Consider the following 12,789-nt stretch of genomic DNA (forward strand, 5'->3'; position numbering starts at 1 on the left):
GAAACATTTCGAATAAACTCCGCGAAATTGCCTCCCCTTTTTCAAGGACACGTATTGTGAGCAACGTCTGTTCCGCCGGCCTGGATGTCGGTTTTGCCTCCCTGGATTATCTGCAGATCTTCATCCTGGGCGTGATCCAGGGCATTACCGAACTGTTGCCGGTGTCGTCCACCGCCCATATGCGCGTAGTACCCGCCCTGCTCGGCTGGCAAGATCCGGGCTCGGCGTTTTCGGCGGCCATGCAGTTGGCGGCGCTGGCGGCGGTGGTCAGTTATTTCTGGCGCGACGTGCGCCAAGTGACCACCGGCAGCATCGGCGCAGTGTGTCGAAGTGACTACAACGACCCGTGGTTCAAGCTGGCCGTGGCGATTGTGCTGGCGACCGTGCCGATCGGGATCGCCGGCCTGGCGCTGTCGTCGACCTTGAATGCCTGCAACTCGCCGTTGCGGGGGCTGATGGTGATCGGCATTTCCTGCGTGGTGATGGCGGTGCTGTTGGCCGTGGCCGAAGTGCGCGCACGCCACACCCGGGAGATGGGTGAAATGCGCCTGCGGGATGCGTTGATTGTGGGGGTTGCGCAGATTGGCGCGCTGATTCCTGGCGTCTCGCGTTCCGGTTCAACCCTCACCGCCGCGCTGTTCCTGAACTTCAAGCGTGAGGAAGCCGCGCGGTTCTCCTTCCTGCTGGGCCTGCCGGCCATCGCCCTCGCCGGCCTGAAGGAGCTGTGGGTGCTGCTGCATGCCGACCTGCCGGTGCACGCCTGGCCGCATTTGCTGTTCGGTTTGGTGGTGGCGAGCGTCTCGGCATTTTTTGCGATCTGGGGGCTGATGAAGTTCCTGGAGCGGTTCTCCACCTGGCCGTTCGTGATCTACCGCGCGCTGCTGGGGATTTTCCTGATCGTGGCGGTGAGTACCGGCCTGCTGAACTGACCCCGTCCTGTAGGTATTGGCAAGCCGGCTCCTACAGGGTCAACGGGTGGCCTGGCAGTCTTGCCACACTTGGCGAATCAGCGTCTGGAGCTTGAGCGCTTCGCTCCAGCGATCGCTGATCTCGCGGCCGTCGGCACCGGTGATCGCATAAGGCGGAGGGCCGAGTTCACAGGTGAAGGACAGGCTTTGCGGTGTGTCGGGCCGGGCCAGCCAGTCCTCGATCCCGTAGCGCCACCATTGGGTAAAACGCTGTACCCAGGCTTGGTGTTGGGGGAAGTCCAGGGAGACCTGCACCTGCTCGCTGCTGGCGACACGACCGTGGAAACCCCAGCTGTGGCGCAAAATCGTCTGGATCTGTTGATCGTCTTCAGCGGCGCCCGGCTCCGGCAGCTCACGCCCGACCACGTAGTGGGACAGGTCGGCCAGCAGTTTCAGGTCGGGCATCTGTGACAGCAGGTCGAGGGTGAACAGCAGGTCATTGGTGAGTCGATAACGGTGGGTTTCCAGCAGCACCGGAAAGTCCACCTGCTCGGCCAGGCGCTGCCAGCCTTCGACCAATCGGGCCGCTTCGGATTGGGTACGCGGGCGCACATCGGCTTGCAGGGTGAGGTGGTGGCAGCCGTAGCCGCTGATCACATCCAGCGCTGCCGCCAGGTCGTCCACCGTTTGCGGGAACAACTGGCCTTCGACCTGCAGGCCCCTGGCCGTGGCGGCGGCGTGCAAACGCGCGACGTCGGCGGGCTTGAAGTAATGGTCGGTAATGCCGTCAAAACCGGCGGCCTTGATGCGGTCGAGTTGGGCATCGAGCGAACCGGGCTCGGTTTGCATGGCCCACAGGGATTGGAACACCAGAAATTGACGCATATCAGCCTCGCAGCAAGTATTTGAGGGACAGCTCGGGGTCGGCCAGGCTGGCGGGGGCCAGCGACAAGTGTGCGCTGATCAGGCGCTCGCACAGCTTGATGTCCTTGGCCACGCTGTTGCCTGGCGCCCAGCCGCAGGCACCGTGCAAGCGCTGATCGGCATCCAGGTAGAACAGCAGCACGCCACCGCTCGCCAATGGGCGACTGACCGTCAGGGGCGTCATCACACCCACGGTCTGCAAGCCCCAGTCGTACTGGTCGGACCAGAACCCGGGGAGTGCCTCGAACGGCACGTCGCGACCGAGCAGGTTCAGCGCCGCATGCCGCCCCTGGGCCTCGGCGTTGCGCCAGGTTTCCTGGCGCTGGTAGTCGCCACCCAGGCGAAACTCGCACACGTCACCGGCGGCATAAATGCCCGGCGCGCTGGTGCGCAGGTGGCTATCGACGCGAATGCCCTGCCCCACTTCCAACCCCGCCGCTGCGGCCAATTCGGTATTGGGTTGCATGCCGATGCCAACCACCACAAGGTCGCAGGGCAAGCGTTGCCCGTCGACCAGCCACACGGCGTCGGCCTGGATGGATTCCAAGGCCACATTCAAGCGCACGTCGACCCCATGCTGACGATGCAGCGCCAGCAGCGCCTCGCTGATGACCGGCGGCAACACCCGCCCCGCCAGGCGCGGACCGGCTTCGAGCAGTGTCACCTCGCAGCCCAGGCCACGTGCCGTCGCTGCCACTTCCAGGCCGATAAAGCCACCACCGACCACCACCAGCCGCGTACCTGCCTTCAGCGCACTGCGCAGGGCCAGCGCCTCATCATGGGTGCGCAGGTAAAGCACATGGGCCTGCTCCTGGGGCAAGCGGCGCGCCCGGCCGCCAGTGGCCAGCAACAGGCCTGCGTACCGCAGCCACTGGCCGTCGGCGAGTTGCAGGCGATGCTGCTGCGGCTGCAACTGCGTCACCGGGTTACCGGCGATATGCTCGATGCCCAGCTCGGCCAGCCGCGCGCTGTCGCACAGGCTGCAGCCAGCCAGGTCCGCCGTGCCCTGCAACACGCCCTTGGACAGCGGCGGCCGCTCGTAGGGCAAGTGCGGTTCGTCGCCGATCAGGATCAGGCGCCCGGCATAACCTTCTTCGCGCAAGGTCAGCGCCGCACGGCCACCGGCATGGCCGGCGCCGACGATGATCAGGGGGGCGTTCATCATCACGCCGTGACGGCGAGCAATACTCGCCCCGCTTCGACCCGCACCGGGTAGGTCTTGAGGTTGACGCACACCGGCGCGCCGAGGGCCTTGCCCGAGCGGTAGTCAAAGCGCCCGTTGTGCTTGGGACACTCGATCACATGGTCCATCACCAGGCCGTCGGCCAGGTGGATTTTCTCGTGCGTGCACAGGCCGGCAGTGGCGAAGAATTCATTCTCGGCCGAGCGATACACCGCGTAGGTGTGCGCGCCGTGGTCGAAGCGCAGCACGTCTTCCTCGTCTATTTCGCCCACGGCGCAGACGTCGATCCATTGATCGTTCATGGTGTTTATCTCCAATTATCTGACGACTTGCCCACCTTGTGGTGAGCGAGCTTGTCGAACCGTCGCACCGTCACGCTGGGCAGCCAAGCAGCCCCAAAATCGGCGGCACAGTTTTGTCTGAAAGAACGCGGTGGGTTTACTGGGGCTGCTGCGCACCCCAGCGCGAGCAAGCTCGCTCACTACAGTGGGTCGGGCGCTGGATGAAGTAGGTCGGGTCGCTGCGCTGCTTCCAGATCGTCGGCAAGATCTCCTTGTACGCCTCGAACAGGTTGGCGTACGGCGGCGGGCAGTCGCTGCGGATTTCTTCGTGCAATTGCGCCAGGGCGTGGTAAGGCACCATTGGGTACATGTGGTGTTCGAGGTGGTAGTTCATGTCCATGTAGATAAAGCGCAGCACGCGGTTCATGTAGATAGTGCGGCAGTTGCTGCGGTGGTCCAGCACGTCTTCCGCCAGGCCGACGTGCTGGGTAAGGCCGAAGATATAGCCGAGCCAGGCACCGTAGAGGCTCGGCAGACCCATCAGCATCAGCGGCAGCCAGCTGTGCAGGTACAACGCGGTGCCAATCACCACCGCATAAATACCAACCCAGATCCGTGCCGCGCGAAACACCTTGGGCCATTCGGATTCGGGAATGAAGTCCGCCTCCTGGGCACTCACCTTGCCAACGGCATGCCGCGCCACACCGCTGAAGGTTTTCCAGGCCAGAGGCAGGTTGAACAGGCTCAAGAACATCATCAAGAAGCTTGGCGGACGCGGCTCGACGATCTCCGGGTCGCGGCCGACCACGATGGTGTCGGTGTGGTGACGGGCATGGCTCCAGCGCCATACGTGGGGTTCGAAGATGCACATGAAGCTGGCGACCTGATAGAGCACGTCGTTCATCCAGCGGGTCTTGAACGCGGTGCCGTGGCCGGTTTCATGCCAGCGCGGGTTGGACGCGGTGCCGTAGAGCACGCCATAGGCGAGGAAGAACGGCACACAGGCCCAGGTGCCCCAGAACCAGCAGCCACCAACACCGGCGGCAAACAGCGCGCTCACCCAAATAGCGGTGTCGAGCAGGGCCGGGCTGTCGCGGCGTTGCATCAGTTCTTTCATGCGCTTACGCGAGATCGGGGATTGGTACCAACTGGCCGAGACCAGGCCTTTCTCAAAGGCGCGGGCGGCTTCGGGGCCGGTGAGGCTGTAGTCGCGACGCGTGATAGGAGCAGTGTGTTCAGGCATTGTTATTGTTCTCCACAAGCGGGTGGTTGCTGGTGCTATGTGAAACCCACCATAGAGAACGGGTAATTCCCCCTCAAGGCCTTGAATCCATTCCCTATCAAGCTATCATCCAGGCCCAGCGGGGCTTGATAGTTTTCTATCAAGACGCTCAAGGGGCCTGTCATGAACAACCATAAACGCCCAACCATCGCCACCGTTGCCGCCCATGCGGGGCTCAGCGTGGCCACCGTCGACCGCGTGTTGAATGCACGCGCGCCGGTCAATCCAGAGACCGCCGAGCAGGTGTTCCAGGCGGCCGAAGCCGTGGGGTATTTCGCGGCGCGGTTGATCGGCCAGCGTATCCGCGAACGCCGGCCAACCTATCGCTTCGGCATCCTGTTGCTGGCGACCGCCCAGGCGTTCTATGCCAGCCTGGCGCAGGCGATCAGCGCCGCCGCCGAGCAGCATGCCGGTGCCAACCTGACGTGCCAGTTCGAGTACATCGTCGATCGCACGCCCAGCGCCATTGTCGCGCAGATCGAACAACTGGCCGTGCAATGCGATGGCCTCGCGGTGGTCAGCTTTGCCCATCCGCTGATCAACGCCTGCCTCAAGCAGATCCGCGAAGCCGGTGTACCCGTGGTTGCCCTGCTCTCGGATATCCACGAACAGGCCGAAGAACCCTACGTCGGCCAGGACAACCATGTGGTCGGCCGCACCATGGGCTGGCTGCTCGCCCGCACCTGCGGCGCGCGCAAAGGCAGCGTGGGCATCCTGCTCGGCGGCCATCGGTTTCTCGGCCACCAGGCGCGGGTCGAAGGCCTGCACAGTTACCTGGCCGAGCACGCGCCAGGGCTTAAGCCGTTGGAGCCGTTGATCAACCTCGACAACTGCGACATCACCGAAGAAGCCACCCTCGACCTGATCAGCCGCCACAGCGAGCTGCGCGGCCTGTGCGTGGTGGGCGGTGGCGGGGACGGCATCATCAGCGCCCTGGCGCAATTGCCCAAGCGCCCGGCACTGTGTTGCATCTTGCAGGAGTCCACCGAGCTGTCACGCCAGGCGTTGCGCGAGGGGGTGATTGATGTGGTGATGGATTCACAGCCACGGCACACGGCGACCGCACTGGTGCAGTTGATGGTGCAATTGCAGGGCGCTGAGGGGTTCGATCCGGTGCGGCAGCGGGTGTATATACCGCCGCACATTGTCACGTCGGAGAACCTCTAGCGGGCGCGGCACTCGATTTTCAAACCGCCCTCCTCCAGCACGTGGCTCTCGATCACCACAGGCAGGAAGCGTTGGATCACCTGCATGTTGCTGTGCAGATGGTCGCTCATATGTGGCGTGGTGAAACGACCACCGCCAGCCAATGCCATCGGCAACAGCAACTGGTCAGCCAGGTGCTCACCCACCGCCGCGTCGGTCCCCCGCCACTCCATGGCTTGGTCGATGGCCTGGTCGGCCACGGTCTCGGCACGCACGTTGGCCAGGCCGAACGCGCTGAACACTTCGGTGACGTGCTCGTGGACATACTCCAGCATCAGCACGTTGCCCGGTCCTTGCGCGGGGTCGACCTCAATCGGGAGCCACTGGCTGTCGTCGAACGACAAGCGCTGGCGCACGCGCTTGAACTCGCGCTCGCTCACCTGAGCAGGCAACCCGGCGTTCAGCGTTATCGCGCGGGCTTCGAGCAACTTGCCGCGCTGCATCAACTGCAACGGCGCCAGTTCGCCGGGCTGGATATAGACCTCCAGCTCGCCGCCGCCTGCGGGCACAAACCCATGCCGGTTCAAGCTCAATTCGATACGCGCGCCCATGCGCCGCAACAGCGGGAGCCAGGCACGCTGCAGAAAGTCCACCGGCGGTGCCAGTGGGTTATGGGTGCCGCCACAGATCGTCACGCGACTGGCCGTGGGGGCGCGCAGCAATGCCGGCAGCAAAGTCTGTAACACCAGGGTGCAACTGCCGGCCGTGCCGATGGAAAAGCGGTATTCGCCCCCTTGGATCGGACCAGGCTCGAACACCAGGGACTGCGAGCCCAATTGCGCACCGTGCACCTGGGCACCACAGACTTGCGCCGCCGCCAGCACAGCGGTCAGGTGTTGACGCATCAAGCCCGGCCGACTGCGCTTGGCGCGAATGTTTTTGATCCGCAGGGGCCGCCCGGTCACCATCGACAGGCTCAGGCCACTGCGCAGCACCTGGCCACCACCAATGGCCCCATCGAGTTCAATCACGTCCTGTTTCATCGTCATCCTTAAGCAAAGCGTTTGACCGTATCCCGCAGGTAGTGGTCCAGTTGTCGGGAGTCTGCATGGGTGCGTGGCAACACCGGTGCGCCGCGTTCCAATTCACGTTGTATGTACGCGTGCAGCGCCGGGCGCCGAGGCCCGTACGCCGCTTCCCCGGCATTGCGTTTCAGCGCCAGCAGGGTCGAGACTTCATCGAGTAATTGCGCGTCATCCACCGTGCTCAACAAATCAGCGAACGTCATCGGCGGCCGGCCCAGCCCCAGGTCGATCCAGCGCACTGCCAGCAAAGGTCGCAGCACGTAGAAGTACTTTTTGAACCGCACCGTGTCGCCTTGCAGGTAGCCGCGGAAATTTTTCCGGGCCATCGACAGGTAATGATTGCGCGCCGCCGGCGGGCTGTAGAACGTCTCGGCCAGGGCGCGCAGTTGCACGGTGGCGTCGACCTGCTGGCGATACACCAGCGGCGAGTCCAGCCATTCCAGCAACGTGGGGTTGGATTTGCGCAACAGGCCCAGCGTCTTGCGCAACTCCCAGCCACTCACGTCCAATTCATCATCCAGCGGACGCTCGATGACATCGCGCGGCGCATCCACCTGCATGAACCAGTCAGGTTTTTCCACGTAGACAAAGCGCACGTCGTAGTCGCTGTCGGTGGAAGCAAACCCCCAGGCCCGGCTGCCGGACTCGCAGGCATACAGCACGCTGACATTGCGTTCGCGCTCTATGCGCTCCAGCTCCAGCAGCACCCGCGCGCGCATGGCGTCGCTCAATGGGTGGCGTTCATCCTTTTGCATCTTGATTCCCCTCTTATCCTTTGACGCACACCACCTGGCGCAAGGTGTGCAGCACTTCCACCAGCTCGCGCTGGGCATGCATAACCTGGTCGATGTCCTTGTAGGCCATCGGAATTTCGTCGATCACATCGGCATCCTTGCGGCACTCCACATGGGCGGTGGCGCGGATCTGGTCAGCCAGCGTGAACGTATTCTTCGCCTTGGTGCGGCTCATGGTGCGGCCAGCGCCATGGCTGCAGGAACAGAACGACTCTTCGTTACCCAGCCCACGCACGATGAAGCTTTTAGCGCCCATGGAGCCTGGGATGATCCCCAGCTCGCCTTTCTTGGCCGACACTGCGCCTTTACGCGTGACCAGGATTTCTTCGCCGAAGTGCCGCTCTTTCTGCACGTAGTTGTGATGACAGTTCACGGCCTCCAGCGCCACTTCAAACGGTTTGCTGATCACCTGGCGCGTGGCCTGGACCACCGCACGCATCATCAACTCACGGTTCTGCCGGGCAAAATCCTGGGCCCAGCCCACCGCTTCCACATAATCATCGAAGTGCTGGCTGCCCTCTTCGAAATACGCCAGGTCACGGTCCGGCAGGTTGGCCAGGTGTTGGCGCATGTCGGCCTGGGCCAGTTGGATAAACAGGTTGCCAATGGCGTTCCCCACGCCACGCGACCCGCTGTGCAACATGAACCAGACGCGGTTGGCTTCATCCAGGCACACCTCGACGAAGTGGTTGCCGCTACCCAGGGTGCCAAGGTGTTGGCGGTTGTTGCTGCGCTCCAGTTGCGGGTACTTGTCGGTGATCGCCTTGAAGCGTGGGTGCAACGCCGACCACACCTGATCGGCCTGGGCCGGCACCTGTTCCCACGCGCCTTTGTCGCGACCCTTGCGGCTGTGGGTACGGCCATGGGGCACCGCTGCCTCAATGGCGCAACGCAGGCCGTGGAGGTTGTCGGGCAAGTCGCTGGCCATCAACGTCGTACGCGCAGCGATCATGCCGCAGCCGATATCCACGCCCACTGCCGCCGGGATGATCGCGCCCACGGTGGGGATCACGCTGCCGATGGTCGAGCCCTTGCCCAAATGCACATCCGGCATCACCGCAAGGTGCTTGAAAATGAACGGCATCTGGGCGGTGTTCATCAGTTGCTTGCGCGCCTCGGGCTCCACAGGCACGCCCTGGGTCCAGAGTTTGATCGGCTTGCCGTTGGCGACTTCCAGCAGTTGGTAGGTGTTCTCTTGCATGATCTCGATTCTTTTCTTGAAAGCCGGCAGTGCGGCGTTGGCTGAGAGATAGCAGCGGGCGTGCCAGGTTTATTCCTACCGCGACAAAAAATTTTATCTCATTGTTTTATATCGTTATTTTTCATGATGCTGCTGCGTGACGTTAAAAATCGATGACAAGGGCGCTACCGCGTTCATATCCTTGTATATCGCCACTTATATTTTGGTCTAGTCATGAAACACAAGCGCACGGTCGCCATCGGGTTTATCGGGTCCAAGCTGGACCGCGTTGGCAAGGGCGCCAACCGCTGGAATCACTGGCGCCCCAGTGTCGGCCTGTGCCAGCAAGAGGACCTGCAGGTCGATCGCCTGGAGCTGATCCACGACATTGACGCCCGTGACATCAGCCTGGCCGAGCGGGTATGCGCCGACATCCAGCAGATCTCGCCCACTACCGAGGTGCGCCTGCACCCCATGCCACTGAATGATCCCTGGGATTTCGAAGAGGTCTACGGCGCGCTGCACGACTTCACCGCCGGCTACACCTTCGACACCGACCGTGAGGACTACCTGGTCCACATCACCACCGGCACCCATGTGGCACAGATTTGCTGGTTCCTGCTTACCGAGGCGCGCAACCTGCCGGCGCGCCTGATCCAGACAGCCCCCAGTCGCCGCCGGGACGACACCGCTCCCGCCACCGGCACCCACACCTTGATCGATCTCGACCTGTCGCGCTACGACCGCATCGCCTCGCGCTTCGCCCACCAACGCCTGGAAGGCCTGGCCTTCCTCAAGTCCGGGATCGCCACGCGCAACAGTGCGTTCAATGCTTCCATCGAACAGATCGAGCGCGTGGCCGTGCGCTCCACCGCGCCCATGCTGCTGATCGGCCCCACCGGCGCAGGCAAATCCTTCCTCGCCCGGCGCATTTACGAACTCAAGCGCAGCCGCCACCAGGTGCAGGGGCGCTTTGTCGAAGTCAACTGCGCCACCTTGCGTGGCGATGGCGCAATGTCGGCTTTGTTCGGGCACACCAAGGGCGCCTTCACCGGCGCGCAAAACGCCCGTGACGGCCTGCTGCGCGCGGCGGATGGCGGCATGTTGTTCCTTGATGAGATCGGCGAACTGGGCCTGGATGAACAGGCGATGCTGCTCAAGGCCATCGAAGAAAAACGCTTCTACCCCATGGGTGCCGACCGTGAAGTGGCCAGCGACTTCCTGATCATCGCCGGCACCCACCGCGACCTGCGCGGGCGCGTGGCCGATGGGCTGTTTCGCGAAGACCTGTATGCGCGCATCAACCTGTGGACCTTCGACCTGCCAGGCCTGGCAGGACGGCGTCAAGACATCGAACCCAATATCGATTTCGAACTGGAGCGCCACGCCCGCGAACAAGGTCGTCGCGTGCGTTTCAACCTGGAGGCGCGCCGCCGCTACCTGGCGTTCGCCTGTTCCAGCGAAGCGGCATGGCTCGGCAACTTTCGCGAGCTGTCGGCGTCCATCACGCGCATGGCCACCCTGGCCGACAGCGGGCGTATCGATGAAGCCCAGGTCGAAGAGGAAATCCAGCGCCTGCGCTACGCCTGGGGGCTGACCGAAACCCATGCACTGCTGCCGGTCGATCTGGACCTGTTCGACCAGCTGCAACTCAAGGCGGTGATCGACGTGTGCCTGCAATCCGACAGCCTTTCGGACGCCGGCCGACGACTGTTCGGGGTTTCGCGCCAGGCCAAGGCACAACCCAATGACGCGGACCGCCTGCGAAAGTACCTGGCGCGCTTTGCCATTGATTGGAAGCAGTTGAAGCCTTAGGCCTGCTATACCGCCAGCTAGCGGGCAGTGAGTGGCATGTGCTGGAGATTGCCAAGACCAGGGTGGAACGCTCTATCGAGCGCATGAAACACGTTTAAACAATGTGGCAGAGGACTTGCTCCCGATAGCGGCGGGTCAGTCTGAATTTCCTTGGCTGACTCTCTGCTATCGGGGCAAGCCCCCTCCCACCTTTGGCCTCAGGCGCCGCGAAAATCGCTGGCACTCAGCCCGAACCGGCTCATTTTGTTGTACAGCCCGCCCCGCGACACGTTCAGTTGCCGGGCGGCCAGGCGGATGTTGCCGCCGGTGTTCTGGAGTGCGGCGACGATGGCGTGCATTTCGTGGCTGCTCAAGTCCTGGGCGGGTTGCGGCTCATAGGCGCGCAACGGGGTGTGCTGCTTGGTTTCCATCGGCAGATCGGCAGGCTGAATCAGCTCGCCCATCGCCAGGTTGGTCGCCCGCTCAATACTGTTTTCCAACTCCCGCACATTGCCCGGCCAGCCATAGGCCGACAGCAATGCCATCGCCTCCGGCGAAAAGCCCTGCACCGACTTACGCAACGAGCGTGCACAGCGCGCCAGGAAGTGCCGTGCCAGCAACGGAATGTCTTCGCGGCGCATGCGCAGGGGCGGCACGGTCAGGTTGAGCACGTTGAGGCGGTAGTAGAGGTCTTCGCGAAACGCGCCTTGTGCCACGGCCTGGCTGAGGTTGCGGTGGGTGGCGGCGATGATGCGCACGTCCACTTGCCGTGAGTTTTTCGCGCCGACGCGGGTGATCTCCCCCTCCTGCAAGACCCGCAACAGGCTGACCTGGGCATCGAAGGACATATCGCCGATCTCATCCAGAAAAATGGTGCCACCGTCCGCCAGCTCGAACTTGCCCGCCGAACCACCACGGGTGGCGCCGGTGAACGCGCCTTCGACATGGCCGAACAGTTCGCTTTGCACCAGGTCACGGGGGATCGCCCCGCAGTTGACCGCCACGAAAGGGCCTTTTTGGCGGTCGCTGCCGTTGTGGATGGCCTGGGCGAACAGCTCTTTGCCGGTGCCACTTTCGCCGAGGATCAGGGTGGTGGAGTCGCTGCGACTGGCGATACGCCCCAGGTGCAGGGCGTCGTGGATGGCTCGGGAGTTGCCCTGGATGGTTTCAAATGTATAGCTGGCCTGGGTGCCGATCAGGCGCCGGGTGATTTCGCGGATGCGGCGGTTTTCGCGCAGCGACACGATCACCCCGCCCTGCTCCAGCGGGCACACCGACACCAGGCAGGCGAGTTGGCCCCGGTTAGCCAGGTGGAAGGTGCAATCGAGATCACGCACCGGCTCGCCAAGGACGTCGCTCAACTCACTACGACCCAGGTGCTGGAAAGGTCGCCCGACCAGCTCCAGCCCTACGCCGAACAACTGCCGGGCATAGCGGTTGAGCGCCTTGATGCAGCCGCGCTCGTCCAGCACCACCAGGCCTTCGTTGAGGACTTCGAGCACCGCTTGCTGCTCCTCCAGCAACGCCTGCAACGCCATCTGCCGCGACACCGCTTCGGCGGCCGCCTGCACCGTGCCGAGGGTATGGAAGTGAAACCAGCCAGGCTCGGCGGTGAGGGTCAGCATCGCCACGGTGCGGCCTTGGGCATTCCTGATCGGCGCGGCGGCGCAATGCATGCGGCGCTGGCGCAGGCCGATGCCGAAGTTTTCCTCGGCCAGCACGTACACCAGGCGGTCTTCGGCCAGGGCCAGGCCGGTGCAGTTGGTGCCTTGCACCGACTCCAGCAGGCGGCTGCCCACCGGGGTGATGTCCAGGCCACAGAAATACAGGGTGATGCCGTCGGCATCGGTGAGGTTGATATGGCCGCGCGGGTTATAGGCCAGCAAGCCGTGCATGACTTGCGCGGCGGCGGCGATCAGCACGCGGTGGGTGGCCAGGGTGGCGGTCAGCGTGTCGGCGGCGACAAAGCGGTACGCGTTGTCGGCTGGATCAATACCGGCCTCGACGCTGCGCCGCCACGAATCCCAGATCACTTGGCGCACGGGCGCCGGGCGCTCGACCTGACCAGCCAGGCAATCGCGCCAGGCCTGCTCCAGCGCGGCCACCGGGCCGTCATTCAGCGCCGCAGGCCCCAGGGTCGTCAGGTAGTCGAGGTCTTGCACACTGAAGGCCATGCTCATTGGGTGATATCCATGTTCATGTTTTTGACATG

General features: G+C 63.5%; 11 protein-coding genes. 3 read left to right on the forward strand and 8 right to left on the reverse strand.

Features of this window, described 5'->3' with window-relative positions; all coding sequences use genetic code 11:
- The first annotated feature begins 56 nt into the window (after positions 1-56).
- Complete coding sequence (locus KUA23_RS18315; RefSeq protein ID WP_252992578.1) at positions 57-929, forward strand: undecaprenyl-diphosphate phosphatase; 873 nt, start codon at positions 57-59, stop codon at positions 927-929.
- Positions 930-968: 39 nt separating this feature from the next.
- On the opposite strand, the gene KUA23_RS18320 is transcribed toward KUA23_RS18315, so the two are convergent.
- From KUA23_RS18320 to KUA23_RS18335, 4 genes are all read right to left on the reverse strand, one after another.
- Positions 969-1,793: a sugar phosphate isomerase/epimerase family protein gene (locus KUA23_RS18320; RefSeq protein WP_100490375.1), complete on the reverse strand. Its 825-nt coding sequence runs from the start codon at positions 1,791-1,793 to the stop codon at positions 969-971.
- A gap of 1 nt (position 1,794) precedes the next feature.
- Positions 1,795-2,994 (reverse strand): NAD(P)/FAD-dependent oxidoreductase, encoded by a 1,200-nt coding sequence (locus tag KUA23_RS18325; RefSeq protein ID WP_078049072.1) that lies wholly within the window; start codon positions 2,992-2,994, stop codon positions 1,795-1,797.
- A 2-nt stretch (positions 2,995-2,996) separates the two neighbouring features.
- Complete coding sequence (locus KUA23_RS18330; protein ID WP_099491859.1) at positions 2,997-3,317, reverse strand: MocE family 2Fe-2S type ferredoxin; 321 nt, start codon at positions 3,315-3,317, stop codon at positions 2,997-2,999.
- Between the two features lie 136 nt (positions 3,318-3,453).
- Positions 3,454-4,539, reverse strand: a complete 1,086-nt coding sequence (locus tag KUA23_RS18335) for a fatty acid desaturase family protein (RefSeq protein WP_252992579.1) — start codon at positions 4,537-4,539, stop codon at positions 3,454-3,456.
- Positions 4,540-4,701: 162 nt separating this feature from the next.
- On the opposite strand from KUA23_RS18335, the gene KUA23_RS18340 reads away from it, so the two are divergent.
- Complete coding sequence (locus tag KUA23_RS18340) at positions 4,702-5,745, forward strand: LacI family DNA-binding transcriptional regulator (RefSeq protein ID WP_214496737.1); 1,044 nt, start codon at positions 4,702-4,704, stop codon at positions 5,743-5,745.
- Here the strand turns inward: KUA23_RS18340 and rtcA are convergent.
- Genes rtcA through KUA23_RS18355 form a run of 3 tightly spaced genes read right to left on the reverse strand, consistent with a single transcriptional unit; the run spans position 5,742 to position 8,804 of the window.
- Positions 5,742-6,767 carry an RNA 3'-terminal phosphate cyclase gene (gene rtcA, locus KUA23_RS18345; RefSeq protein ID WP_252992580.1) on the reverse strand — a complete coding sequence of 342 codons (1,026 nt, stop codon included), beginning with the start codon at positions 6,765-6,767 and terminating at the stop codon, positions 5,742-5,744. The two genes, KUA23_RS18340 and rtcA, sit on opposite strands and share 4 nt — an antisense overlap.
- An 8-nt stretch (positions 6,768-6,775) precedes the next feature.
- On the reverse strand, positions 6,776-7,564 hold the full coding sequence (locus KUA23_RS18350) for a nucleotidyltransferase domain-containing protein (RefSeq protein ID WP_099491863.1): 789 nt from the start codon (positions 7,562-7,564) through the stop codon (positions 6,776-6,778).
- Between the two features lie 13 nt (positions 7,565-7,577).
- Positions 7,578-8,804, reverse strand: coding sequence for an RtcB family protein (locus tag KUA23_RS18355; RefSeq protein ID WP_099491864.1), 1,227 nt, complete (start codon positions 8,802-8,804; stop codon positions 7,578-7,580).
- Between the two features lie 213 nt (positions 8,805-9,017).
- On the opposite strand from KUA23_RS18355, the gene rtcR reads away from it, so the two are divergent.
- The gene (gene rtcR, locus KUA23_RS18360) at positions 9,018-10,598 is read left to right on the forward strand and encodes an RNA repair transcriptional activator RtcR (RefSeq protein WP_252992581.1); all 1,581 of its coding nucleotides are present in this window, start codon (positions 9,018-9,020) and stop codon (positions 10,596-10,598) included.
- A 197-nt stretch (positions 10,599-10,795) separates the two neighbouring features.
- Here rtcR and KUA23_RS18365 read toward each other — a convergent pair whose 3' ends face one another.
- The gene (locus KUA23_RS18365; protein ID WP_252992582.1) at positions 10,796-12,757 is read right to left on the reverse strand and encodes a sigma-54 interaction domain-containing protein; all 1,962 of its coding nucleotides are present in this window, start codon (positions 12,755-12,757) and stop codon (positions 10,796-10,798) included.
- Between the last annotated feature and the right edge of the window lie 32 nt (positions 12,758-12,789).

The sequence above is a fragment of the Pseudomonas pergaminensis genome (genome assembly GCF_024112395.2).
In the GTDB taxonomy this organism is placed as follows: Bacteria; Pseudomonadota; Gammaproteobacteria; order Pseudomonadales; family Pseudomonadaceae; genus Aquipseudomonas; species Aquipseudomonas pergaminensis.

Excerpts from the sequence above, each read along its gene's own strand:
- rtcR (WP_252992581.1), top strand. The coding sequence starts at position 9,018 with ATGAAACACAAGCGCACGGTCGCCATCGGGTTTATCGGGTCCAAGCTG.
- KUA23_RS18350 (WP_099491863.1), bottom strand. The coding sequence starts at position 7,564 with ATGCAAAAGGATGAACGCCACCCATTGAGCGACGCCATGCGCGCGCGG.
- KUA23_RS18340 (WP_214496737.1), top strand. The coding sequence starts at position 4,702 with ATGAACAACCATAAACGCCCAACCATCGCCACCGTTGCCGCCCATGCG.
- KUA23_RS18365 (WP_252992582.1), bottom strand. The coding sequence starts at position 12,757 with ATGAGCATGGCCTTCAGTGTGCAAGACCTCGACTACCTGACGACCCTG.
- KUA23_RS18335 (WP_252992579.1), bottom strand. The coding sequence starts at position 4,539 with ATGCCTGAACACACTGCTCCTATCACGCGTCGCGACTACAGCCTCACC.
- KUA23_RS18325 (WP_078049072.1), bottom strand. The coding sequence starts at position 2,994 with ATGAACGCCCCCCTGATCATCGTCGGCGCCGGCCATGCCGGTGGCCGT.
- rtcA (WP_252992580.1), bottom strand. The coding sequence starts at position 6,767 with ATGAAACAGGACGTGATTGAACTCGATGGGGCCATTGGTGGTGGCCAG.
- KUA23_RS18320 (WP_100490375.1), bottom strand. The coding sequence starts at position 1,793 with ATGCGTCAATTTCTGGTGTTCCAATCCCTGTGGGCCATGCAAACCGAG.
- KUA23_RS18330 (WP_099491859.1), bottom strand. The coding sequence starts at position 3,317 with ATGAACGATCAATGGATCGACGTCTGCGCCGTGGGCGAAATAGACGAG.
- KUA23_RS18355 (WP_099491864.1), bottom strand. The coding sequence starts at position 8,804 with ATGCAAGAGAACACCTACCAACTGCTGGAAGTCGCCAACGGCAAGCCG.